Origin of the sequence: Lentisalinibacter orientalis, assembly GCF_040706535.1 — a bacterium.
In the GTDB taxonomy this organism is placed as follows: domain Bacteria; phylum Pseudomonadota; class Gammaproteobacteria; order Steroidobacterales; family Woeseiaceae; genus Lentisalinibacter; species Lentisalinibacter orientalis.
Genome location: NZ_JAPDRJ010000003.1, coordinates 213,100 through 237,177, shown reverse-complemented (window position 1 = coordinate 237,177; position 24,078 = coordinate 213,100). Strand labels below are relative to the sequence as shown.

Here is a 24,078-nt window from a genome sequence, read left to right as displayed (position 1 = left end):
GCCTGCCGGATGCCTGCATGAGCGCCAGGCGAAAATTCTGGGGCTGGGGCTTCGAGGGGCAGGGACCCACCGCAGCGGAGGCGGAGACCGTCCGCCGGATGACCGGCGCGCGCTTCGGCGGCCTGCCGGAAGCCCTGTCGGTGCCGCAGGCGGCGCAATTCGAGCTGCCGGCGCCACGGCTGCAGGTGCCGGACGGTCTCGCAGAGCGGGTCAGCACGGACGATGCCGACCGTCTTGCTCACGCGATGGGGCAGAGCTACGCCGACATCGCCCGTGCCTTCCTGAGGCAGGTACCCCATGTGCCGGACCTGGTGGCCTACCCGCAGGACGCGGCGGACGTGGAGCGGCTCCTGGAGTGGGCCGACGGGGAAGGGGTGGCGGTGGTCCCTTTCGGCGGCGGTACGTCCGTCTGCGGCGGCGTGGAGCCCGACGTGGGCGACGATTACCCGGGCGTCATCAGCCTGGATCTGTCGCGCATGAACCGGGTGCGGGCGGTCGACCGGCAGGACCGCTGCGCACTGATCGAGGCCGGCGCGCGGGGCCCGGAGTTCGAGGCGGCGCTGAAGCCGGAAGGACTCACGCTGCGGCATTTCCCGCAGAGTTTCGAGCTGGCGACGCTGGGCGGGATGATCGTCACCCGTTCGGGCGGCCATTTCGCCACGCTGTATACCCACATCGACGAGTTCGTGCAGAGCGTGGAACTGGTGACGCCGCGGGGCCGGATGACCACCCGACGGCTGCCGGGGAGCGGTGCGGGGCCCCAGCCGGAACGCCTCGTCTGCGGCTCCGAAGGCATCCTGGGTATCGTGACGGCCGCCTGGATGCGGCTGCAGTCGGTGCCCCGCCACCGGGCCTCCGCCACCGTGCGCTTCGACGGCTTCGCCGCGGGTGCCGAGGCGGTGCGGCAGGTGGCAAGAAGCGGACTGAACCCTGCAAACTGCCGGCTGCTGGACCCCGGCGAGGCGCTGATGAACGGTGTGGGCGACGGCCGTTCGGCGCTGCTGGTGCTGGGATTCGAGAGCGCCGATCATCCCCAGGAGGCGAACCTGGCCCGGGCGCTGGAGATCTGTGCCGAGGCGGGCGGGGAGAGCTCCGCCGGTCGTGAGGGCGGCAGGAGCGACAGCAAGGGGGAGGGGGGCCGCGACGCCGCCGCCGCGGCCTGGCGGCAGGCATTCCTGCGCATGCCCTTCTACCGCGAGGTGCTCGTGCCCCACGGTGTGATCGTCGATACCTTCGAGACCGCCTGCACCTGGTCGGCGTTCCCGGACTTCCATGCGGGCATCACGGCGGGCATCCGCGAGGCCATTCGCCGCTCGACCGGCCGTGACGGCGAGATCACCTGCCGCTTCACCCACGTCTATCCGGACGGGCCGGCTCCCTACTACACGCTCTATGCGGCCAGCACGCCGGAACGCATGCTGGCGCACTGGCGCGAGATCAAACTGGCGGCCAATGCGCTGGTCGTGGAGGGCGGCGGCACCGTCACCCATCACCACGGCGTCGGCCGCGATCATCGCCCTGCCGGCTACGATCGGGAACGGCCCGATCTCTACGCCGAGATGCTGACCGGCGCGAAGCGGGCAGCCGATCCCCGGGGCATCCTGAACCCGGGTGTCCTGCTGGGCCGCCAGGGCGGCGTGCTGGCGGACGCGCAGGAATGAGGCCGTGATCCCTCAGCGGGTCACCGCGCTCCTCACGGCCCTGCTGCTCGTCGCGGGCTGCGCAGGCGATGACGGGGACGATCCGGCCGCTGCGGCGAGCGATCCGGTATCGCTCGCACTTGCGGCCGAGGCCCGCCCCGCCGCGGACCGGGAGCGGGACGCCGCGCGCAAGCCGGGCGAGGTGCTCGCCTTCTTCGGCATCGAGCCCGGCATGACCGTGCTGGACGTCTTCTCCGGCGGCGGGTACTACACTGAGATCGCGGCCCGCATCGTCGGACCCTCCGGACGTGTGATCGCCCACAACAATCAGGCCTACCTGGACTATGCGGCCGAGGAGATCGCCGCACGCTATGCGGGCGGGCGGCTGGCCAACGTGGAACGCCTGGACGGTCCGGTGAGCGACATCGAGCCGGAGGCGGGGAGCGTCGACGTGGCGCTGCTGATCCTGGCCTATCACGACATCTATTTCCGACCCGACGACGGCTCGTGGCCGCGCATCGACGGGCCCGGGATGCTGCGGCGCATCCGCGAGGCGCTGCGCACGGGCGGCATCCTCGGCGTGGTCGACCACGCGGGCAGCCCCGATATCACGATCCCGGAGATCGGCCGGCTGCATCGCATCGACGAGGCGCGGCTGGTGCGCGAGATCGAGGCCGCCGGCTTCGAGCTGGTGGAGCGCAGCGACGTCCTGCGCAACCCGCAGGATACGCGCCTTGCGCCCATGTACGACCCGGAGATACGGGGCCGCACAGACCGCCTGGTACTGAAATTCCGCAAGCCGGAGTGATGTAATCGGGGCGGGGCCCGGTATGTGAACCGGTTCACGACAGCCCACGCGCCGCGCGCCATACACTGCCGATGGTAACCGTACCAGGGGCAGGACGCTGTATCCGGATCCGCATATCGTCAGTTCTCTCACCGCGGGCGCGGCATTCGCCGCCGCGTTCCTGCTGACCAGCAAGTGCTGGCTGGTCGCCGGCGGGCTGTTGCGCAGGCCTTCGCCCCTTGGCGAACGCATACGCAGCGAACCGGGTGACGAGTTCCGGCGCCAGCTCCGTGACGCGGACGTCCGCGCGGCCATCCACCTGGCCGCGGCATTCGTCCTGCTGAGCGTCTTCGTGGCACTGTTCTTCGCCGGCACCGAGCGCTGGTGGTCCGACCTGCATCCCTTGGCCTGGTGGCTGGTGTCGCTGTTCCTGGCGGCGGTCGCCGCCTACGAGGTGCGGGTGCTCCTCGGCCTGCTGCAGACGCGGCGGCGGGCGGCGCGCTCGCTGGATGCCCATATCGCCACGGCACAGCGCCTGGAGTACGTGGCGGTGCGTGGGAACTATCTGTTCCACTGCGTACCCGTCGGCGACGAGCGCATCGACCACGTCGTGCTGGGCACGAACGGACTCTACGCCGTGCACGTGATCGACCGGCCGCCGACCGGGGAACGCACGGCCCGCCTGGAGGCGGGCAGCGTCGTGTTCGGGCCCGAAGGTGGCGAGCGGCACGCTCTCAAGGACTGGCGGGGCGTGGTAGCACGGCTCACCCGGGAACTCGAGGGCGGGCTCGGTCGCGCGCTCACCGTCCGCTCTGTGATCGTCGTGCCCGGTTGGGAAGTCCTGGCCGCGGAGGAGCGTGACACCCTGCTCGTGAACCAGTCCGGCCTCACGATGATGACCGGCTGGCGGGACCAGCGGGCTTTCCTCCTCGACGAGGAGGTGGCGGAGCTGGAACGCCTGCTGTCGCAGCGCGTGAGCGCCTGATCAGCGCGGCCCCAGCAGCATCCGTACCTCCAGCCCCGTGTGCTTCCAGGAGCGCCAGGCGATCAGGAAGAAAGCCTGCATCAGGATGGCGAAATTCCACTCGATCACGTTCTCGGCCTGATCAGGATCGGGCAGGACCGCCTTCAGCACGACGTTCGTCAGACCCATCGCGAGCATGCCGGCACACAGCCACAGGATGATGAGCGCGTGCAGCCGGATGCGCCGGTCGGCCCGCTTAGCCGCGCTGGCCAGCATGTCCCTGGCGGTGAGCAGTTGGGCAAGCGCGGTGAAGGCGAAGAACACGTAGATACCGTAGCGGCGCATCAGCCGCTGGAAGTCGCCCTCGGTGCCGAGAAAGGTCACGTACACGCCCAGGAACACGGCCCCGATCACACCCAGCCACAGGATTACGGCGCCGCGGGTCTCCGGCTCGCCGCGCAGCAGGTTCAGCCAGCGGTGGTTGATGACCCAGAACAGGATCAGGGTCGCCGCCGTCGGCAGCATCACCAGGCGGAACAGGTAGATGGCCGGCGGATTGCGGCCGGCGGCGCTCACCGAGGTGCAGCCCTCGAGATAGGGGATGCAGTTCGGGATGGTCTGCGCCTGGATGCTGATCACGAGGCAGACGTTGACGACCAGGATCGGCAGCACGCCGACCAGCAGGGCGGGCAGCGTGACCGGGTCGGGGCGGCCGTAACGGATGGTGTCCATAGTGCTCATAGTTCGTCCATGGTAAGGATGGCTGCGGGCGCGCGATAGCCGTGCCCGTCACTCCCGGGGCGGGCTCCGCCGCAGGGACTTGACCGTCCCGCGGCGCTTCTTCTCGTCGACACGCCGCCGCTTCGCCGCCGGCCCGGGCCGGGTGGGAATGCGTGGCTTGCGGGAGACGCTGGCGCTGCGGACGAGTTCGCGCAGGCGCTGGACGGCCTCGCGCCGGTTCTGCCGCTGGCTGCGGTGTTCCCTCGCCTTGATGACCAGCACGCCTTCGTTGCTGATGCGCTGGTCGCCGAGGCCGAGCAGCCGGCGCTTGACGTTGCCGGGCAGCGACGAGGCGGGGATGTCCAGGCGCAGGTGGATGGCGGTGGACTGTTTGTTCACGGCCTGGCCGCCGGCACCGGCGGCGCGCACGGCGCTCATCTCCAGCTCGTCGTCGGGCAGTACGATGTTTTCCGTCAGTCTGACCATGCGGCAGCGTGCCTCAGAGGTAGGGGGAGAACAGCCAGGCGAGCGCATCCCGGAAGCGCACCGGCACCGAGCGGTCGGCGATCTCGCGGTAGCCCACTGCCCTGGACCGGGCCCGCGTCACTTCCATGTGTTCGATCATGCTGCGTGCGAAACTCGAATCGAAAATCTCGACGGCCAGCTCGAAGTTCAGCCGCAGACTCCTCGGGTCCACGTTGGCCGTACCTATCTGACAATAGTCATCGTCGATGAGAAAAAGTTTCGTGTGGACGAAGGGCCCCGGCTGGTAGTACACGCGCACGCCCCACTGCAGCAGTTCCAGCAGCGAATTTCGTGTGGCCCAGTGCATGTAGATCAGGTTGTTCTTCGCCGGCAGGATGACGTTCACCTCGATGCCGCGTATGGCGGCAGCCTGGAGCAGGGCCACCTGTTCACGGGAGGGCAGGAAGTAGGGCGTCATGAGCCAGACGCTGCGCTTGGCGTCGGCGATGGCGCCCTGCATCACCAGGGCGATGCGGTCCAGATCCTCGTTGGGCCCGTCGGTGATGACCCGGCAGCGCTTTCGTCCCGGCGCTATGGACCAGTCGGCCTCAAGCGTCTCCTCCGGCGGCTCGCCGGTGGCGAAGAGCCAGTCGTCCCAGAATGCGTCGGCCAGCTGGCGCACCACGGGGCCTTCCAGCCGGAAGTGCATGTCCACGACCCGGCGGCGGCCGTCCTCGCCGACGACGTGGCGGTCACCGATGTTCATGCCGCCCGTGTAGCCCACGCGGCCGTCGGCCACCAGGATCTTTCGGTGCGTGCGCAGATTCAGGTGCAGGGTCGGCGGCAGCAGGCGCGGCGGCAGGAAGCGGGCCGCCGGCAGTCCGCGGCGGGCGAGGAGCCGGCTGATGCGCGGCCAGGAGTAGAGCTCGCCGATGCCGTCCACCAGCACCCGGACGGAGACGCCGCGGTCATGCGCCGCCGCCAGCGCGTCGACGAAGCGGCGGCCGGTGACGTTGTTCTCGAAGATATAGCTTGAGAGCAACACCTGACGTTCGGCGGTGTGGATACTCTCCAGCATGGCGGGATAGGCTTCCTCGCCGTTGTGCAGGGCGCTGACGCTGTTGCCCTCCAGCAGCGGACGCAGGGAGACCACGGCGCCGATATGACCGCGCCCCGGTTCGTGCTCGGCCAGGTCCTCCTCGGTGATGATGTCGCCGCTCTCGTAGCCGATGCGGAAGTGGCCGCCGCGCAGCTTCTTCGCCCGCGTCCGCACCCGGTTGATGCCGAACATGTAGTAGCCGAGCGGGCCGAGGAACGGGATCGCCAGACAGACCACCATCCAGCCGAGCGCGGAACGGGGATCGCGCTTGTACAGCAGGGCATGTATGGCTCCGATGACCGCCAGCAGGCCATGAAGGGCGACGGCGAGCCAGCGGAGGAGCAGATCGGGAAGCTCCATGGCAGTATTCTCGCCCGCCCGGACAACGCGGGCAACGTGGCGGGCGTCTTCAGACCACGCCGTAGGCCAGCATGGCTTCCGCCACCTTGCGGAATCCGGCCCGGTTGGCGGCGTCGAGATAGTCGATGCCGCCGTCGTCCTCCATCTCGTGAGTGCACTTGTCGTGGATGTCGCGCATGATCTCCTTCAGGCGCCGGTCCACCTCGTTGCGCGGCCAGCTCACCCGGGCCACGTTCTGGGTCTGCTCCAGCCCGCTAACGGCCACGCCGCCGGCATTGGCGGCCTTGCCCGGCGCGAACAGCACCCGATGCTCGCGGAAGCACTCGATGGCCTCTTCGGTGCAGGGCATGTTCGCCCCTTCCACGACGGCCATGAGCCCGTGCTCCACCAGCGCGGCGGCCGCCTCCGCGCCGATCTCGTTCTGGGTGGCGCAGGGCATGGCCACGTCGCAGGGCACGCCCCAGGGCGCCTCGCCCTCCGTGTAGACGATGCCGCTGATCCTGCCGTCCAGCTCCGCCAGGCGCCCGCGTGCGCGGAACTTCAGCTCCTTGATCTCGTCGAGGGCCTCGGCCTCGAGGCCCGCCTCGCAGCGGATATGGCCGTGGGAGTCGCTGAGGGTGACCACTTTCGCGCCTTCCTGGATGGCCTTCTCGGCGGCATACAGGGCGACATTGCCGGCGCCGCTGATGGCGATCCGCTTGCCCTCCAGGGGTTCGTCGGCGCGCTCCAGCATGTTGCGCAGGAAGTACACTGCGCCGTAGCCGGTCGCCTCCTTGCGCACCGCGCTGCCGCCGTAGGACAGGCCCTTGCCGGTCAGAACGCCCTCGAACTCGTTGGTCAGGCGCATGTACTGGCCGAACATGTAGCCGATCTCGCGGCCGCCGACGCCGATGTCTCCCGCCGGCACGTCCACGTCGGGACCGATGTGGCGGAACAGCTCGGTCATGAAACTCTGGCAGAACCGCATCACTTCCCGGTCCGACTTGCCCTTCGGGTTGAAATTGGAACCGCCCTTGCCGCCGCCCATCGGCAGGCCCGTGAGGCTGTTCTTGAAGGTCTGCTCGAAGCCGAGGAACTTCAGCACACTCTGGTTCACCGTCTTGTGGAAACGCAGACCGCCCTTGTAGGGACCGATCGCGCGATTGAACTGCACGCGCCAGGCCCGGTTCACGTGCACGTTGCCGCTGTCGTCCTCCCAGGTCACGCGGAAGACGATGATACGGTCCGGCTCGGTCATGCGTTCGAGTATGCGGGCCTGGCGGTAGGCGCTGTTGGCATGGACCAGCGGCATCACCGAGCGGGCGAGCTCACAGACGGCCTGGATGAATTCGGGCTCGTGAGCGTTGCGCTTCTCCAGTCCCTGCATGAACGCCTTCAGCATCCTTTCCGGCTTCGCGCTGTCCATTAATCGGCCTCCTTCTCCCGGTTGCTTGACGGCTGCGGTCACGCGGTACTATACCAACAGGCACAGGTACACGCGGCGCGAGCCGGGACAGGGAGAACGTTATGAACATGGACATGAGCTGGCCACGAAATACGCTGGCCGCGGCGGCCGTACTGCTGCTCGCAGGCTGTGCCACCGGTCCGCGGGAAGCGAAGCCCACCGACGTCGCCGCCGACGATCCGGAGGCGGTCCGTTGCGTGCAGCTGTCGCGGGTGGACCGCACCAAGATCGTCGACGACGAGAACATCTTCTTCTACATGAAGGACGGCACGATCTATCGCAATCAGCTGCCGCGCGCCTGCCCGGGACTCGCCCGGGAAGAGCGCTTCATGTACAAGGTGCCCACCGGCCGACTGTGCGATCTCGACATCATCACCGTGCTGACCGACTTCGGGGGCGGCCTCAGGCAGGGGGCCGGCTGTGGGCTCGGTCGCTTCCATCCGGTGGACCCGGAGGAGGCCGAAGAGCTGATCGAGATCCTGCAGCGGGACGAGTAGGCGGACGTCAGGCCGGCGCTTGCGTCGGCGGCGCCTCGTCGTCGGCGAGGCGGAAAGGCTGCGGATGCTCCGCGAAGATCCGCTCCATGATGCGGGTCTCCCGGTCCTCGATGGCCTGCAGGAATTCCTCTGCGCCGTCCATGGCACGGAAGGCCCTGAAACCGTCTTCCAGGAAGTCGTGCAGCGCGCCGAAGCCCGCCAGATGGGCCGGGCCGTGTGCCATCCGGATCAGGGTGTAGATCATCGGCAGTTTCACCAGGCGCTCCAGATCCCGGCCGGCTTCCAGGATGAAGCCGATCTGGCGCTCGCGGTCGTCCCGGCGACCGACGGTGCGGTAGGCCTCGGCGTAACTCTGCTCGTCGATCATGGTGCCCGCGCCGAGCGCCCGGGTCATCTCGCCGTCAAGCTCCTGGCTCAGCACCTCCAGTTGCACGGCCATGCGCATCGACTCCTGGGCCTGGGCGGGCAGCATCCGCTTCAGGATGGGCGAGGCGCGTTCGAGCTGCGTGTCGCGGGGCAGGTAATCCTTGTCGGTGTAGAGTTCCTCCAGGAAGAACTCGACGCCCGGACGGTAGCGCTCGCGCTCCTGCAGATCCGCGTAGGTGCGCTCCAGGCGTCCCGCCTGCCAGCGCTGCAGTGCCTGGAGTTCCTCCTGGAGGCCGGGGTCGTCGCTGAACTGGGCGCGCAGACTGCGGTTGCGCACCAGCAGTTCGTCCAGGCTCATCCGGCTGATTTCTTCTCCGCTCATGTCTCCGATATGGCGCCGCACGCGCCCGGCTCAACCCGCGCGCATTGTCCCGGTTTTACGGCGGCGTTGCCAATGCCGATGGCGGCGTGAGCTGCGCCTCAGAACGGCTTGGTCGCGCCCAGGAAGGCCACCGAGGCGATGCCGATCCAGTACACGTAGGCCATGCCGCGGCCGATGGCCAGCTCCGAGGACAGCCGCTGCTCCAGCGCCGGATTCGGGCCCTTCTCGGCGAGCTCGCGGAAGATCGGCACCCAGTGGCGCATGATGAAACGCAGGCCCAGGCCGATCACCAGCAGCAGGCTGTAGATGAGCACCTTGGTGGAGTACCAGTCGGCGCGGAAGGGCCAGTCCGTGAGATACGACCAGATCGCGGCAAGGAACAGCGCCGGGATCACGACGTAGCGGATGGCCTCGTCGATTTTTGTCAGCCGCAGACCGCGGTCGGTGTCCCGGTAGACGAACGCCGCCCAGGTGAGCGACAACCACGCGAAGGCGAGGATCCACACGACCCACAGCCAGCCGCCGCCGTAATCGTGCACACCCAGGTTGAACCCCATGTGCAGGCCGAGAGGCAGCAGCAGGATGATGCCCGTGCGGGCGAGGATATCGATCCGGTAGGCGGTCTCCATGTGCCGCCGGCGCTCGTCCAGTGAGAGTTTCGGATTCGCCACGTTGTAGGAGGTCTGGAAGACGCCCCACTCGCCGCCCAGCCAGTACACCATCGCAAGGATGTGAAGCCAGCGCAGGACGGACTCCGGATTGATGTACATCGCTCTCCCCGATTTTCTGTTCCGGACTCTCGACGGTATCCCACGGCATTTAAGCAGCAACGGGGAGGGCCCGGCATAGTGGCAAACCGAAGGCCGGCCGGCCGTTGCAGGGGGCCTGAGACGGTTGGTCGAGGCCAAAATTGCGCGGCGATTTGACATCATGCCGTGCCGGAACGTGTCGGGCTCTGCCCACGATTGACACTCTGTCGGCACCGTGCGACGCTCGGCCTTCGTTTGAAAAAGGCACACCGTCCGAAAGGGCGGGTCGCAAAGCCACCGGTCCCCGGCCACCGCCGGGACAGCGGAGCTGCCAGACGGAAGCGCGATGCGGCGTCCTGCCGCGCCACGCCCATCCGGGCCATCCTCCGCTCATTCCCGCACCGGGACCGGTGACCAGCCACGTGCCGCAATTCGTTGGCGGGACCCGTCCCGCGGAGGAACGAAACCGATGAGAGATGCAGTCAGCCACGACCGGGTCCGCGACTGGATCCACGGCGATATCCATGGCAATGGCCACGGCGACGTTCGACAAAGCACGCCACGGCGCCCCGGACGCCGCACGCCCGCGCTACCGGTGGCCAGGCCGGAGAGTCCGGAGGCACTGCGGGACCTGCTGCAGACGGGCTCGGGCATCCCGGCACCGCTCCGCCCGATGGGCGCCGGCAGCGCATCGACTCCCTGTTCGGCCGCAGAAGGGGGCACGGTGATCGATATGACGGCCCTCGATCGGGTCCTCGAGGTCGGCGACGAGCATGTCACCGTGCAAGCCGGGCTCAGGCTGCAGCGCCTCGCGGACGAGCTGGCGGGCTACGGGCTCGAACTCGCCGGCGGCCACGACCTGATGGGCCGAACGGTCGGCGGAGCGGTGGCGGGCGCCTGCATCGGTCCCGGCACCGGCGTGGGGACCCGCCTGTTCTCGAGTCAGGTCGTCAGCATGAAGGTGGTCACCCCCGAGGGCGGCGAACTCACCGTCGATGCGTCCCGTCCCCACCTGCTCGACATGTTCCGGCTGAGCTACGGCCTGCTCGGCGTCATCCACGAGGTGACGCTGCGGGTGCGGCCCATGAGCCCCTTCACCATCCGGCGGCGCCGCTGCAGCACCGCCGAGCTCGCCGCCGTCACCGACCGGCTGCTGGGCTCGAAGCTGGGCCTGCGCTTCTACCTCCTGCCGTTCCGCGATCAGGTATATCTCGAGCTCCGGCGCAACGGCGACGAAGATACCCACGTCAACCGCCTGCTGTGGAAGATCAAGGACTGGGGCGAGAGCACGATCCTGCCGGCGATGACCAGCTCCATGTCCTGGATCGTACCGATACCCGCGCTGCGCTACGGCATGATCGACCGTATCAACGGGGCGGGTCAGACGCTGTTCAGCGCCCCCGTCCACGCCGGCAGCGCGGCGGTGGAGCAGGGCGGGGACCGTGCGGGGTCCCGGGGCGGCCGCCGGCTCGCCTGTTCCAGCTGGTGCTTCCCGGCGGCCGAGTTCCCGCTGATCGTGCAGGCCTATCGGGAATTCTGCCGCGACTACTACGCCCGCACCCGTTTCCGTTGCGACATGCCCACCGTCGGCTACCGCCTCGCCCAGGACCGCAGCGCGTTGCTTTCGCCCTCGTTCGACGGACCGGTGTTCGTACTGCGGGCGGTGAGCACGCCCCGTCCGCAATGGCAGGACTTCGTGCTCGAGTTCGCCGATTTCGCCGAGAAGTGGAACGGCATCCCGTTCCTCGACCAGACGGACGGGCTGTCGTCCGGCCAGGTGGCCGCCTCGCTGGGCAGCCGGCTCGAGTTCTTCCGCAAGATGCGCCGGCGGCTCGACCCGGACGGCCGCTTGCTGAACCCCTACCTGGCCCAGTTCTTCCTGTAGGACGGCCGGGGCGGGCCCGGGTCGGTCCTGGGATGGGCCTCGGATGGCCCAGGGGCGACGTGGCGCCGCGCGTCAGCCGTAGGTGCGGTCGAGGTAGTCCACGATGTCGCCGGACTCGGCCAGCTCGGTATCGGTGTTCGGGTCCACCAGGTAAGGGATGGAGACGCGCCCGGCGCGGGACTTCAGCGCTCGTCGGTTCTCGAGCTCCGGCTGGCCTTCCATGCCCAGCGCGTCGCGAACCACGGGTGGCACCCAGTCGCTCGCCTTCGTGCGGCCTGCCGAGCGCAGGATGTAGGGGATCTCCAGTTCGCACAGCCGCTCGCGGACCACACGCGCGAACGGGCTCGACTCGAAGCTGTAGAGCTCAAGCAGGCGTTCCGGGCGGCTGGCGGAGGGGCGTGCCCGGGTGCCCGCAGTGAAGCGCGGGATGCCGGCCAGTGTGGACGAGAACTTCTGCAGGTTCTGCGCCTGCCAGCGCAGGGGCACGTCGCGCCGGCCGTAGGTGACGAACAGGTATTCGATGATATCCGCTGACTCGTACATGCTGGCACCCGTGTTCGGGTCCACGAGGAACGGGAACTGCGCCTTGCCGCCCCGGGCGAGCACTTCGGGCCGGAAGCGCTCGCTGCCCTTCGGGCAGGGGTAGATGACCGCGTCCAGATCCAGCTCCGTCAGCACTTCCCGGACCAGACGACAGAAAGGGCAGCCCTCGAACTCGTAGAGCTCCAGCATCTTCTCCGGCTTGTCCAGCGCCGGGCGGGCCTGGATGCCGTTGAAGCCGCGGAGGAAAGAGGTGGCGGTGGAGGAGAGGACGTCTAGCGTGCGATGGATCATCGGGGCTCCCTCGGTCGTGGCAGGGTGGCGGTGCAACGCGATGATGCGGGGGCGGCGCGGCGGACGCAATACGGGGGCGCCGCCGCCGGATCGGCTCAGGACGAATCCTGGCCCTCGTCCTTGCGCCGTTCCCCGGTCGGCGGCCGTTCCCGGCTGCGCCGGCGGCGCAGGACGAAACTCATGCCGAGGGTAACGAACAATATGCCCAGAATTGCGATGACAGGCAGGATCAGGGCGACGGGCACGTAGTAGTTGCTGATTTCCATCGGCCGGACCGTAGCGCGTACCTCCTGCGGCCCACATTGCGGTTTCTCAATGCGCCCGCCCGGCAGCCGGCGCGACGCAGCCGTCGGCCTCAGTCACCGTTTCCCGACACGCCTATACCCCGATTCCGGTATTGGTGGCAGCACTGTCTGCCGCCACACTGAATACGGAGACAGGAGACATCTCCCGCGAGGGGATCGACTGTCGCCGGAATCAGGATGAATCGCTGCAAAGGGGACGCTGGATAATGTCCGGGATGACGCAGACCATCGATACGACGGAGAGGATCCCCGAGAACCGCTTGCTGAAGGACTCGGGGTACGCGGATCCGACCGCGGGACCCAACGGCGGTCCCGTCTCGGTGTCCTCCGACCGGCATTTCGGGCCTGAGACCACGTTGCTCCGACAGGGCAGCAGGGCCTCGAGCGTGTACGTCATTCACGACGGTCTCGTGAAGCTCGTCCGGCACCTGCCGAACGGGCGCGCGCGTATCGTGGGCCTTTACGGGCCCGGCTCCGTTCTGGGCATGCCGGTCATGGACGGGAACGAAGCCGTCTCTCCCCACAGCGCCGTCACACTGGGTCACGTGGACGCTCAATGCTGGCCGTCCAGCCACCTGCGCCGTCTGCGTGACGAACGGCCGCACCGCTACATCGATCTGCTGGAGTCGCTGCACGGGCACATCCGCCAGGCGGATGTGTGGATCACCGAGTTCTCCACCGGCCGCATCAGAAGCCGTGTAGCACGGCTGATCCTGTATCTGGAGAGCGTGGAGGACGGCCTGCCGGACGGCGAGGTGGAACTCCTCACCTGCCAGGACATGGGCGAGGCACTCGGGGTGACGCCCGAGAGCGTCAGCCGTGTCGTCGCGGAGCTGAAGAGGGACGGCGTCCTGCAGCCGGTGCCGTCGGAGCAGGGCGAACACTTGTGCTGCGACCGGGAGAAACTGCGTTCGCTCGCTCGGGATTGATCTCGCGCCGGCTTATTGCCGGCTGAACCACGCCAGTAACCGGCACACTGCTTCCCGATCCGGCAGTGTGAAGGGAGCGATGGTGGATTCCGGGGAGCGTCCGACCGAGATTCCGATACCGCGCTCGTCGATGGCTGCGAACGCGTCCTCGTCCCGAACGTCGTCTCCCAGGTAGACCGGGACCACGGACCTGTCCCCGGCCACCCCCAGTATTTCGAGCAGCCGCTGCAACGCTTCGCCCCGGTCCCAGGCCGTACCCGCCGCAGACTCCGCCCGGTGCACGCGTCGACCCTCCGGCAACTCCACCTCCCGGCCGTCACTCGCGGCATAGACGATGCCGGGCACGTCGAGCTCGCCGCGCAGGTTCTCCAGATTGCATTCGCTGATCACCGCCGTCGGATAACGTCGGGCCAGCCGCGCGAGGAGCCGCTTCAGCAGTCCGGTCAGCGGATCCTCGGCCCGAAGTCCCGCTTGCGAGGCCAGCGTGCCCTCGTAGTCGACGAAGAAGGCCGGGACGGCGTCTCCGAGACGCGCTTCCAGCGCCTCCAGTGCCGGACGATCGAGCGGCGCTGCAGCTGCAATTTCGAGTTCGTGCAGCCAGCGGTCATCGAGGACGGTGTCGGCACCCAGATGCGACAGCGCTTCAGCTCGCTCCTGCCGGCCCCGGTTGAGCGCGATCACCCGGCCGCACCCGGCCTTGCGGGCCGCCCTGATCCCGGCCGCGGAGTCTTCCACCGCGATGCATCGCCGGGCCGGAACATCCAGTTCACGGGCCATGGCGATCAGGAAGTCCGGCGCCGGCTTCGGCGACAGGGAGCCCCGCGCCGCATCCCCTCCGTCCAGCTTCGCGTCGAACAGTTCCAGCGCCCCGGCTGCCGCCAGCACCGCTATGCAGTTCCTGCTCGCCGACACCACGGCAGTGCGCAGTCCCCGCCGGCGGAACTCCGCCACGAGACCCAGCGCGGAGCCCGCCTGCTCGATGCCCCGGGCCTCAAGCAGCGAGAGGAAGATGTCGTGTTTCAGTGTTGCCAGCGCGTGGATGCTTCCGGTACCCGGAAGGTCGTCCGGCGTGCCCGGGGGCAGGCGGATGCCGCGCGCCGCGAGGACCGCGGCCGCGGCGTCCAGGCGCGGCCGGCCGTGGCAGCAGGCGGCGTATTCGCTCTCGATGGAGAACGGACGCCCGTGCTCCGACCCGGTCACGTGAAACAACCGGTCGAAGGCGTTCTTCCACGCCCACGCATGGAGCATCCGGGCGCCGGTCAATACGGCATCCAGATCGAATATCACTGCAGCGAAGCCGGCCGTCCGCAGTGATGCGCCGCTTTCGGCCGTGCGGGGCTCCAAGTCTCCCTCCTTCCGTTTCTCACGGCAGGCGCAGGGGGCAGCGCCGGACCTCCCGGCATGGCGGTGGCGTGCCGCGCCGATTTGCTTCACAAGTAAGTGTCGGAGCCGCGCCGGAGGGCCGCATTGCGCTTCGTCAATACTGGTCAGGTTCCGCACCGAAGGGGGCGACGGGGTATCCGCAAGGGGCGCGAGAGCCGGAGTGAAGGGCCGATGCTGCGCGGAGGCTGGAGCGAGACAGTCCCCGTGGATTCGGTTAACCTCCCGGCAGAATGCCTGCCCGCACGCCCCTCCCGAAATGGCCGACACTGAATATCGAGCGTGAGTTCGAGGGCCGTGTCTGCGGTATCGACGAGGCGGGCTACGCGCCCATCGCCGGTCCGGTGGTCGCCGCCGCCGTCGTCCTGCCCCCCGGCGCCAAGCCGCGCCGGCTGCGCGGGCTGACCGATTCCAAGCTCCTCACCGCCTACGAACGGGAACGCTTTCGGGACATCATCCTCGGCCTGGGTGACGCTGCGGTAGGCATGGCCAGCGTCGAGGAGATCGACCGCCTCAACATCTACCATGCGAACCTTCTCGCCATGCAGCGGGCGGTTGCAGCGCTGGGCCTGCCGCCGGACGCGGCCATCGTCGACGGACGGGCGGCACCGCGGCTCGACTGCACGGTCAGGACCGTCGTCAAGGGCGACCGGCGTTCGCTGACGGTGGCCGCGGCCTCGGTGATCGCAAAGGTCGCCCGCGACCGCCTGATGCGCGAACTCGCGGCCGAGTGCCCCGGCTACGGCTGGGAGACCAACGTGGGTTACGGCACGGACCAGCATTACCTCGGCCTGCTGCGCCAGGGCCCGACCCCGCACCACCGCCGCAGCTTCGCGCCGCTGACCACGTTGTTCGCCCCGGACGGGCCCGGCGTCGCGCGTTTCCGTTTCGAGGCGGTCGAGGGCATCGCGGAGCCGCGGCGCCCGGAGTTACTGGAACTCCGTCAGGATCTGCACGCCGTGTTCGATGCGAGAGGCTGTCACATCGGGCAGCTGAAGAACCTGCGCGGCCACTGGACGTTCCAGGCCGTGGGCTACGCGGCCGAGGGGCGGCCGGTGCCGGGCGGCGGTCCCTGTGCCGCCTGCCACGGCGAGAGGCTGAGCGCGCCCGCGGCCGCGGCCGTAGCCGAATTACTGGCCGCCCGGCTTGGCTGAGGACCTGCAAACGCGTCAGCTCGCCCGGTTGCCTTCCTCGGCGTAGCTGTTGAGACGATTGTAGAGGGTACGCAGGCTGATGCCGAGCGTCTCCGCGGCGGCGCTCTTGTCGTTCCCGTGGCTCTGCAGCGTCGCCAGGATCAGGGCTTTCTCGGCCTCCTGCACCGACGAGCCGACCCGCACCCGGATGTGGTTCCCCGCCACCGCCGGCTCGCCCGTCAGGGGCGGCAGATGGCAGGCCCGTATCTCGCCGGGGGAGAGCAGGAAGGCGCGCTCGACCAGGCTCTGCAGCTCGCGAACATTGCCCGGGAAGGGGTAGTCGGCGAGGGTGCCGAGCGCATCGCGGCCGAGGGTCTTCGAGCAACCCTCGCGCTCGTTCAGCCGCTGCAGGAAGTAGCGCGCCAGCCCCTCGACGTCTTCTCCACGCTCTCGCAGCGGCGGCATGGCGATGGGGAAGCGGGCGATCCGGTAGTAGAGATCCTCGCGCAGCCTGCCGTCGGCGATTGCCTCGTCCGGCTCCCGGTTGCTGGCGGCGATGATCCGCACGTCGGCGCTCAGGTCTCTCTCGCCGCCCACGCGGCGCAAGGTCGCGCTCTCGAGCACCCGGAGCAGCTTCACCTGATGTTCGGGCTGCATCTCGGTGATCTCGTCCAGGAAGAGCGTGCCGCCGTGGGCCTGCTCGAACAGCCCGTGGTGACAATGGCTGGCGCCGCTGAAGCTGCCCTTCTCGTGCCCGAACAGCTCGCTCTCGCAGAGTTCGGGCGGTATCGCCGCGCAGTTCTTGGCGACGAATGGCCCATCCGCCCGGTCGCTGAAGCGGTGGATCGTGCGTGCGGCCAGGTCTTTCCCCGTGCCACTCTCTCCGGTTACGAGTACCGAGGTTTCGACCGCGGCCACCTTGCGCAGCAGGCAGAACAGCTCGCGCATGATCCCGGAGCTGCCGCGCAGGTCCCCGAACTGGTCGAGCGGGGGAACGGCGACGGCCTTCGCCGCCTGGCGGCGCTCGCGCCGGGGCCAGTCGACCATCTGCCGCAGCAGATCGGTCAGGAACGCCTCGTCGAACGGCTTGGCGAGGAAGTAGCCGGCGCCGCGGGACATGCCTGCGCGGATACGACGGGGCCGGTCCTGCTCGTGCATCAGCACGATCTCGTCGCAGGCCTCCAGGCCGGGCAGATCGAGCAGCTCGAGTACGTCGCCGTCACCGATGTCCAGCGCCAGGAATGCCACCTGCGGCGAAGGGCCGGTCAGTTCGCCGGCGGCGTCGGCACAGGAGTGGCAACGCTCTGCATCGAAACCCTCGCGGGCCAGCACTTCCTGCAGCGCACCGCTGTGGTCCTTGTCGTCGTCGACGATCAGCGCGCGCGGCCGCTTCAAGCCGCGGGAGGGAACCCCGGCATCGCTCTCGTTCGCAGGAAGCTCGGCCGCCGCGAGATCTTCCACGGCCGACGTTACGTTGCCGTTGCGGCGAGCGTCATCGCTGCGGCGCGATCGATTCGATCGATTCATGATCCCCTTTCCCATCAATGGTGCCCAGTGAATGCCGCGCTGCCACGCGGCTATGCCTGCGAACCTGTCATGACGCGCACCGGCGGGCATTGCGATTTGTCAAGCGCGCGGCCCGCTCACGAGCGCCCGGAAGGTGAGGGTATCCTCGGATGTATTCCGCCCGCGGGTGGGGGATACTCATACGTTTGGCAGCGAGGGACGAGGGATTGGGCATCAAGGTCCTGATCGCGGACGACCATGCGCTGATGCGGGAGGGTCTCCGCTCGATACTGACGCGGGAAGACGGCATCGAGATCACCGGCGAGGCGTGCAGCGGGCTCGAAGTGCTGGAGTTGTGTCTTGAGGCGGTGCCGGACATCGTCGTCATGGACGTCGCCATGGAGGATCTGAACGGCGTGGAGGCCACGCGGCGCCTCCGGGAGCGGCATGCGAGCGTGCGTGTGATCGCCCTGTCCAGCCATAACGACAGCCGCCTGATGGCCGAGATGCTCCGGGCCGGGGCATCGGGCTACGTGCTCAAGGAGAACGCCTATACGGAGCTGCGCCGGGCGATGGACGCCGTGAGCCGCGGCTCCACCTATCTCTGCCCCGGCGCCGCGGGCAAGGCGGCCGAGATCATCCAGGATACGGAGGCGCCGAGGGGCTCGGCCTGGGATGTCCTCGGCGACCGGGAACGCGAGGTGCTGCAGCTGCTGGCGGAGGGTCTCACGTCGGCGGAAATCGCCGGGAAGCTGCACATCGCGCCCAATACCGTGGAGACCCATCGGCGCAACATCATGCGCAAGCTGGACCTGCACAACGTGGTGGAGCTGACCCGCTACGCCATCCGGGAAGGACTGACGCGAGTCGACGACTAGCGTCAGCGGGCCACGGCGCCGCGGTCCCCGCTCACAGCGACAGGGTAATGTACACGATCTCCGGGTCGTCCGGCGAGGTGCGGCGCCGGAAGCCGAGGTCCTTCGCCAGCGCCAGCATGCCCCGGTTCTCGCGCAGCACCACGCCGTCCATCTCCTCCAGGCGCCGCTCCCGCGCGATATCGATCAGGCGCCGCAGGAGCTCGGTGGCGAGGCCCCGGTTCTGCCACTCGTCGGAGACGACGATGGAGAACTCGCAGCCCCGGCCGTCCAGGTAGGTCACGTAGCGGGCCACGCCGACCTGCCGCTCGGCGCCGTCGACGTCGGCGAGCGCGATCAGCGCCATCTCCCGGTCGTAGTCGATCTGGGTGAAACGCGAGAGCATCGCCGGCGTGAGTTCTTTCATGGCGTACATGAAGCGCAGGTACTTCGAGCGCTCCGACAGGCTGCTGACGAATGCCTGCTCCAGCCGCGCGTCCTCCGGCCGGATGGGCCGGATCACCAGCGGCGTGCCGTCGCGCAGCACGTGCTCCCCGACCAGGCCGCTGGGGTAGGGGTGGATGGCCATGTGACCGTATTCCCGCGCGGAGGCGCGGCTCTCGCGCAATACCACCCGGGCATCGAGCGCGATGGCCTTGTTCTCGTTGACCACCAGCGGGTTGATGTCGAGTTCCTCGATCCAGGGGAGTTCGCAGACCATGTCCGAGAGGCGCAGGATCACGTCTTCCAGTGCCCGCCGATTGGCCGGCGGCTTGCCGCGGAACTCGTCCAGGTAGCGCGACGCCCGGGTCTCCTCGATCATGCGCCGTACCAGGAAGCGGTTCAGCGGCGGCAGGCCCACCGCCCGGTCGCGGATCACCTCCACCAGCGTCCCGCCCAGGCCCACCGTGATCGCGGGGCCGAACACCGGGTCGTTCATCACGCCCAGCATGATCTCCCGGCCGTTCCGGGGCCGCCACATGCGCTCCAGCAGCACGCCGCCGATGCGCGCATCGGGCATGCGCTCGCCTACCGAGCGCACGAGCTCCCGATAGGCGGTGCCCAGCTCGGCGCCGTTGGCGATACCCAGCCGCACCCCGTCCACGTCCGACTTGTGCGAGATGTCGGGCGAGTGGATCTTCATCACCAGCGGGAATCCGAGCTGCTCGCCCAGGGTGAGTGCCTCGCGCGCACTCGCGGCGGGCACGCTCTCGAGTATCGGGATGCCGAAGGTCCTCAGCAGGGCCTTCGATTCGATCACATCCAGCACCCGGCGGCCCTCGGCGAGGGCGGCGTCGATGATCAGCCGCGCGCCCTCCCGGTCCGGCGTCTCCCGCCGTCCGAGCGGCTCCGGCACCTGCAGCAGCATCTCCTGGTTGGCCCGGTGGGCGGCGGCCGCCGAGAACGCCTCGACAGCCGCCTCGGGCGTCGCGTAGGTGGCGATGCCGCGGGCGCGGAAAGTCTCCCGGCTGGGCTCCATCGAGCGCCCGCCCATCCAGCAGGTCAGCACGGGCTTCTTCGCCTTTGTCACGATGTCCGCCACTGCCTCGGCCACGGGTTCCGGCTGGGTCATCGCCTGCGGGACGAGGATGGCCAGCACGCCGTCGCAGCCGTCTTCCTCCAGCACGAACTCGAGCGCCTTGGCGTAGCGGTCGGCACCGGCGTCGCCCAGCACGTCGACCGGATTGCCGCCGGACCAGGCGCGGGGGAGGGCGCCGTCGAGCTTTTCCCGGGTCTCTGCCGACAGCTGCGCCAGGGGCAGGCGCTTGTCGGCGAGGAAATCCGCCGCCATGACGCCGGGGCCGCCACCATTGGTGATGATGGCGAGCCGCGGCCCGCGGGTGCGCACGCCGAAGTGCAGGGTCTCGGCCACGGCGAAGAAATCCACGTAGTTGTGCACCCGCACCACGCCGGCGCGGCTGACCGCGGCATCGAAGACGTCGTCGGAGCCGACCATGGCGCCGGTGTGGGAGATGGCGGCCTGGCCGGCATCGGCGTGGCGTCCCGCTTTCATCACGATCACCGGCTTGGCCCGGGAAGCGGCACGCACGGCGCTCATGAAACGGCGCGCGTCGTGGATGCCCTCCACGTAGAGCATGATCGCGCGGGTCGCCGGGTCCACCGCCAGGTAGTCGAGGATCTCGCCGAAATCCACGTCTGCCGCCGTGCCGCTGGAGACCACGCAGGAGAAACCGATATTGCGCGGTCCGGCCCAGTCGAGGAGGGCGGTGCACAGCGCCCCGGACTGGGAGACCAGCGCGATATGGCCCTCCCGGGCCATGACCTGGCTGAAACTCGCGTTCAGCCCGGCATCGGGGCGCAGGACGCCGAGACAGTTGGGGCCGATGAAGCGGATTCCGTGGCGCCGCGCCGCGGCCAGCGCGTCGGCCTCCAGCTGCCGTCCCTCCGGGCCCGCCTCGCGGAAACCGGCCGAGAGGATCACCGCCACCGGGACGCCGGCCTGGCCGCATTCCTCCAGCACGCCGGGCACGGCGGCGGCGGGGGTCACGATGACCGCCAGGTCCACGTCGCCCTCGATGTCCAGGACGCTGGCCACGCAGGCATGCCCCTGGACCGATTCGTGGGCCGGATTCACGGCGTGGATGGGGCCCTCGAAACCGCCTTCCAGCAGATTCCGGTAGGTTACCGTACCGAGCGAGCCGGGCCGCTCGCTGGCCCCGATGAGGGCGACCGAGCGGGGTTCGAACAGGGGTGAGATCTCGGCCGTGGTGGCGCCGCGGCGTGCCATCAGTTGCGTCCTTCAGGGTGTGGATGGGAGGCGGAGCGCAGAGGGTAACCGGAATCCGCGGCCGCCGCATCGCCGACGCTGCCGAGGCCGGGCGCTGAGGCCATCCGGTAGAATGCCGCCGGCAACCGCCTGCCACGGGGGCAAGGCGTGCCATCATCAGGAGCAGGCGATTGGAAACCCAGGAGACACCCGGCAGCCGGGGAATCGACCATCCGGCGGAGGCGCCGCAGGAAACCCCGGCCGGTGCCCCGGCGATGTCGCGCACCGAGAAGCTGTTCGTAAGGGTGTCGGTCTGGCTGAGGGACAGCCGGGACGAGGCTGCGGATCCACGGCGGGTGGAGGCCTGTCCGGACTTCGGGGAGGCGGGATTCCGCTATTGAGGGTCTGTGCCGATCCCTGGCATGACCGCGCATAATGTATATTATGTTAAATAATGACTATCGGTAAGGAAGGACGCCAGGCCGGACCCGACTGAACCACTGTTCATGCCAACATAATCCAGGGATGCCCGGAGGCTCACGAATCCTCGTTTAATCAATTAATAACGATCTCTTTCTAATTCGTTTTCTCACAGATCTGCATCCGCCGGTCCCTGCTTGCCCGCTTACGAGAACGGCCAGGTCCATTGCTGGAGATCCGGCGCATCGACGCCGTGCTCGTAGGCGTACTGGCGGCAGTCGATCTTCCGGTCGCGGAGCTTGTCCTTCACGTGGGCGCCTGCCACGTGCAGCTGCGGCAGGCGGTCGATCACGTCGATGGCGAGGCTGAAGCGGTCGATCTCGTTCTCGATCGCCAGTTCCAGCGGCGTATTGATGTTGCCTTTCTCCTTGTAGCCGCGGACGTGGAGATTGCGGTGGTTGGTACGGCGATACGCCAGCCGGTGTATCAGCCAGGGATAGCCGTGGAAGTTGAATACGATCGGGCGGTCCACCGTGAACAGGCTGTCGAAGTCCCGATCGGACATGCCATGGGGGTGTTCGGTATCGGGCTGCATCCGGAACAGATCCACCACGTTGATGAAGCGGATCTTCAGGTCCGGGAAACTCTCCCTGAGCAGCGCGGTGGCGGCCAGCGCCTCCCGCGTCGGGATGTCGCCGCACCCGGCGATCACGACGTCGGGCTCACTGCCCTGGTCGTTGCTGGCCCAGTCCCAGATGCCGATCCCCTTGGTGCAATGGCGGATGGCCTCGTCCATGTCCATGTACTGCAGATGCTGCTGCTTGTCGGCGACGATGACGTTGATGTTGTCGGTGCTGCGCAGGCAGTGATCGGCGACCGAGAGCAGCGTATTCACGTCCGGCGGCAGGTAGATGCGGGTCACCTCCGGGTTCTTGTTCACCACGACGTCGAGGAAGCCCGGGTCCTGGTGGGTGAAACCGTTGTGGTCCTGACGCCACACCGTGGAGGTGATCAGCAGATTCACCGACGAGACGGGTGCCCGCCAAGGGATCTCGCGGCTGATGGCGAGCCATTTCGCATGCTGGTTGTACATGGAGTCTATGACGTGGACGAAGGCCTCGTAGGTCGAGAAGAAACCGTGGCGTCCGGTAAGCACGTAACCCTCGTACCAGCCCTCCAGCGTATGCTCGGACAGCATCTCCATGACGCGGCCGTCCGGTGACAGCTCGCCGCCGTCCTCGTCCTCCGGCAGGTAGTCGGCGAGCCACAGCTTCTTGCTGACCTCGTAGATGGCATCGAGCTTGTTGGAGCTGTTCTCGTCCGGACCGAAGACCCGGAAACTGCGCCCGTTGCGACGCATCACCTCGCCCAGGAATCGCCCCAGCGGACGGGTGTTCTCCGCCACTGAGACCGCCGGACGCTCGACGCCGAGGCCGAACTGGCGGAAATCGGGCATCCGCAGCGAGCGCCTCACCAGGCCGCCGTTGGCGATCGGATTGGCGCTCATCCGCCGGTTACCGACAGGCACCAGGGCCTGCAGCTCCGCACGCGGCGCGCCGCTCTCGTCGAACAACTCCTCGGGCCGGTAGCTGCGCAGCCACTCCTCGAGCTGGCGCAGCCGCTCCGGGTTGTCCCGCACGCCCGGGATCGGCACCTGGTGCGCACGCCAGTAGCCTTCCACTCGGTGACCGTCCACGCTCTCCGGGCCGGTCCAGCCCTTGGGCGTGCGCAGGACGATCATGGGCCAGTGCCCGCGCCTGGCGCGGCCGCTCTCGCGGGCCTCGCTCTGGATGGCGCGTATCTCGCCGAGGCAATCCTCCAGTGTGGCCGCCATCTGGCGGTGGACGTCGAGCGGGTCGTCTCCGGTCACGAAATGCGGCACCCAGCCGTAACCGCGGAACAGACTGGCGAGTTCCTCCTCGGGGATGCGCGCCAGGATCGTCGGATTGTTGATCTTGTAGCCGTTCAGATGAAGGATGGGCAGCACCGCCCCGTCGGTTACGGGATTCAGGAATTTGCCGGAATGCCAGGCCGTCGCCAGCGGTCCGGTCTCCGCTTCGCCGTCGCCGACGGCCACCGCCACCAGCAGCTCCGGGTTGTCGAACGCGGCGCCGAAGGCGTGTGACAGGCTGTAGCCGAGTTCACCGCCCTCGTGGATGGAACCGGGCGTCTCCGGTGTGCAGTGGCTGCCGACGCCGCCGGGAAAGGAGAACTGCTTCATGAACCGGCGCATCCCCTCCTCGTCCTGGCTCTTGTCCGGATAGATCTCCGAATAGGTGCCCTCCAGGTAGACGGGGGCCAGGACACCGGGCGCGCCGTGGCCCGGCCCGGCGAGGAAGATCGCCTCGAGGTCGTGATGCCGTATCAGGCGGTTGAGATGCGCGTACATCAGCGACAGGCCGGGGCTCGCTCCCCAGTGGCCCAGCAGGCGATTCTTGATGTGTTCCGGCCGCAGCGGCTCGCGCAGCAGCGGATTGTCGCGGAGATAGATCATGCCGGCGGCGAGGTAATTGCAGGCGCGCCAGAAGGCATCGATGGATTGCAGTTCCTGCTCGTCGATGACCGCGGTGTTCGCTTCGTTCGTCTGTTTGTTCATCCCTGACCTCCTGCCGGTCTCGTTATCTGGTTGTG

At 68.4% G+C, this 24,078-nt stretch carries 21 protein-coding genes and 1 riboswitch; of the genes, 9 read left to right on the top strand and 12 right to left on the bottom strand.

What is annotated here, in order from left to right:
• Positions 1-17: 17 nt before the first annotated feature.
• The 3 genes from ACJMK0_RS12630 to ACJMK0_RS12620 all read left to right on the top strand — a co-directional run bounded on the left by ACJMK0_RS12630 (position 18) and on the right by ACJMK0_RS12620 (position 3,412).
• A complete protein-coding gene (locus ACJMK0_RS12630; protein ID WP_405238770.1) occupies positions 18-1,661 on the top strand; it encodes an FAD-binding oxidoreductase in 1,644 nt (547 codons plus the stop codon).
• Positions 1,662-1,665: 4 nt separating this feature from the next.
• On the top strand, positions 1,666-2,448 hold the full coding sequence (locus ACJMK0_RS12625; RefSeq protein ID WP_405238769.1) for a class I SAM-dependent methyltransferase: 783 nt from the start codon (positions 1,666-1,668) through the stop codon (positions 2,446-2,448).
• 199 nt (positions 2,449-2,647) lie between these two features.
• Positions 2,648-3,412, top strand: coding sequence for a hypothetical protein (locus ACJMK0_RS12620; protein WP_405238768.1), 765 nt, complete (start codon positions 2,648-2,650; stop codon positions 3,410-3,412).
• Here ACJMK0_RS12620 and ACJMK0_RS12615 read toward each other — a convergent pair whose 3' ends face one another.
• Genes ACJMK0_RS12615 through gdhA form a run of 4 tightly spaced genes read right to left on the bottom strand, consistent with a single transcriptional unit; the run spans position 3,413 to position 7,440 of the window.
• Positions 3,413-4,132: a hypothetical protein gene (locus ACJMK0_RS12615; protein ID WP_405238767.1), complete on the bottom strand. Its 720-nt coding sequence runs from the start codon at positions 4,130-4,132 to the stop codon at positions 3,413-3,415.
• A 48-nt stretch (positions 4,133-4,180) separates the two neighbouring features.
• The gene (gene arfB / locus ACJMK0_RS12610; RefSeq protein WP_405238766.1) at positions 4,181-4,597 is read right to left on the bottom strand and encodes an alternative ribosome rescue aminoacyl-tRNA hydrolase ArfB; all 417 of its coding nucleotides are present in this window, start codon (positions 4,595-4,597) and stop codon (positions 4,181-4,183) included.
• Between the two features lie 13 nt (positions 4,598-4,610).
• On the bottom strand, positions 4,611-6,035 hold the full coding sequence (locus ACJMK0_RS12605; RefSeq protein ID WP_405238765.1) for a phospholipase D-like domain-containing protein: 1,425 nt from the start codon (positions 6,033-6,035) through the stop codon (positions 4,611-4,613).
• A gap of 49 nt (positions 6,036-6,084) precedes the next feature.
• The gene (gene gdhA, locus ACJMK0_RS12600) at positions 6,085-7,440 is read right to left on the bottom strand and encodes an NADP-specific glutamate dehydrogenase (RefSeq protein WP_405238764.1); all 1,356 of its coding nucleotides are present in this window, start codon (positions 7,438-7,440) and stop codon (positions 6,085-6,087) included.
• Between the two features lie 101 nt (positions 7,441-7,541).
• Between gdhA and ACJMK0_RS12595 the strand changes: the two genes are divergently transcribed.
• Positions 7,542-7,976, top strand: a complete 435-nt coding sequence (locus ACJMK0_RS12595) for a DUF6491 family protein (protein ID WP_405238763.1) — start codon at positions 7,542-7,544, stop codon at positions 7,974-7,976.
• 7 nt (positions 7,977-7,983) lie between these two features.
• On the opposite strand, the gene ACJMK0_RS12590 is transcribed toward ACJMK0_RS12595, so the two are convergent.
• Together ACJMK0_RS12590 and ACJMK0_RS12585 are read right to left on the bottom strand one after the other, a co-directional pair.
• Positions 7,984-8,724, bottom strand: a complete 741-nt coding sequence (locus tag ACJMK0_RS12590; protein ID WP_405238762.1) for an FFLEELY motif protein — start codon at positions 8,722-8,724, stop codon at positions 7,984-7,986.
• Positions 8,725-8,822: 98 nt separating this feature from the next.
• Positions 8,823-9,494 (bottom strand): hypothetical protein, encoded by a 672-nt coding sequence (locus ACJMK0_RS12585; protein WP_405238761.1) that lies wholly within the window; start codon positions 9,492-9,494, stop codon positions 8,823-8,825.
• A 232-nt stretch (positions 9,495-9,726) separates the two neighbouring features.
• Positions 9,727-9,809, top strand: a riboswitch (cyclic di-GMP riboswitch).
• Positions 9,810-9,942: 133 nt separating this feature from the next.
• On the opposite strand from ACJMK0_RS12585, the gene ACJMK0_RS12580 reads away from it, so the two are divergent.
• A complete protein-coding gene (locus ACJMK0_RS12580; RefSeq protein ID WP_405238760.1) occupies positions 9,943-11,358 on the top strand; it encodes an FAD-binding protein in 1,416 nt (471 codons plus the stop codon).
• A 72-nt stretch (positions 11,359-11,430) separates the two neighbouring features.
• On the opposite strand, the gene ACJMK0_RS12575 is transcribed toward ACJMK0_RS12580, so the two are convergent.
• Positions 11,431-12,192 carry a glutathione S-transferase N-terminal domain-containing protein gene (locus ACJMK0_RS12575; RefSeq protein WP_405238759.1) on the bottom strand — a complete coding sequence of 254 codons (762 nt, stop codon included), beginning with the start codon at positions 12,190-12,192 and terminating at the stop codon, positions 11,431-11,433.
• Positions 12,193-12,287: 95 nt separating this feature from the next.
• On the bottom strand, positions 12,288-12,458 hold the full coding sequence (locus ACJMK0_RS12570) for a hypothetical protein (protein WP_405238758.1): 171 nt from the start codon (positions 12,456-12,458) through the stop codon (positions 12,288-12,290).
• A gap of 245 nt (positions 12,459-12,703) precedes the next feature.
• Here ACJMK0_RS12570 and ACJMK0_RS12565 point away from each other — a divergent pair, with 245 nt between their 5' ends.
• A complete protein-coding gene (locus tag ACJMK0_RS12565; protein WP_405238757.1) occupies positions 12,704-13,426 on the top strand; it encodes a Crp/Fnr family transcriptional regulator in 723 nt (240 codons plus the stop codon).
• A 12-nt stretch (positions 13,427-13,438) separates the two neighbouring features.
• Here the strand turns inward: ACJMK0_RS12565 and ACJMK0_RS12560 are convergent, their stop codons facing one another.
• Positions 13,439-14,770 (bottom strand): HAD family hydrolase, encoded by a 1,332-nt coding sequence (locus ACJMK0_RS12560; RefSeq protein ID WP_405238756.1) that lies wholly within the window; start codon positions 14,768-14,770, stop codon positions 13,439-13,441.
• 269 nt (positions 14,771-15,039) lie between these two features.
• On the opposite strand from ACJMK0_RS12560, the gene ACJMK0_RS12555 reads away from it, so the two are divergent.
• A complete protein-coding gene (locus ACJMK0_RS12555) occupies positions 15,040-15,960 on the top strand; it encodes a ribonuclease HII (protein WP_405238755.1) in 921 nt (306 codons plus the stop codon).
• Positions 15,961-15,975: 15 nt separating this feature from the next.
• Here the strand turns inward: ACJMK0_RS12555 and ACJMK0_RS12550 are convergent, their stop codons facing one another.
• Positions 15,976-17,466 (bottom strand): sigma-54-dependent transcriptional regulator, encoded by a 1,491-nt coding sequence (locus ACJMK0_RS12550; RefSeq protein ID WP_405238754.1) that lies wholly within the window; start codon positions 17,464-17,466, stop codon positions 15,976-15,978.
• 185 nt (positions 17,467-17,651) lie between these two features.
• Between ACJMK0_RS12550 and ACJMK0_RS12545 the strand changes: the two genes are divergently transcribed.
• Positions 17,652-18,323 (top strand): response regulator, encoded by a 672-nt coding sequence (locus ACJMK0_RS12545; RefSeq protein WP_405238753.1) that lies wholly within the window; start codon positions 17,652-17,654, stop codon positions 18,321-18,323.
• 31 nt (positions 18,324-18,354) lie between these two features.
• Here the strand turns inward: ACJMK0_RS12545 and ACJMK0_RS12540 are convergent, their stop codons facing one another.
• Positions 18,355-21,048, bottom strand: coding sequence for a bifunctional acetate--CoA ligase family protein/GNAT family N-acetyltransferase (locus ACJMK0_RS12540; protein ID WP_405238752.1), 2,694 nt, complete (start codon positions 21,046-21,048; stop codon positions 18,355-18,357).
• A gap of 170 nt (positions 21,049-21,218) precedes the next feature.
• Between ACJMK0_RS12540 and ACJMK0_RS12535 the strand changes: the two genes are divergently transcribed.
• A complete protein-coding gene (locus tag ACJMK0_RS12535) occupies positions 21,219-21,428 on the top strand; it encodes a hypothetical protein (RefSeq protein ID WP_405238751.1) in 210 nt (69 codons plus the stop codon).
• 224 nt (positions 21,429-21,652) lie between these two features.
• On the opposite strand, the gene ACJMK0_RS12530 is transcribed toward ACJMK0_RS12535, so the two are convergent.
• On the bottom strand, positions 21,653-24,043 hold the full coding sequence (locus ACJMK0_RS12530; RefSeq protein ID WP_405238750.1) for a phosphoketolase family protein: 2,391 nt from the start codon (positions 24,041-24,043) through the stop codon (positions 21,653-21,655).
• Positions 24,044-24,078: the final 35 nt, after the last annotated feature.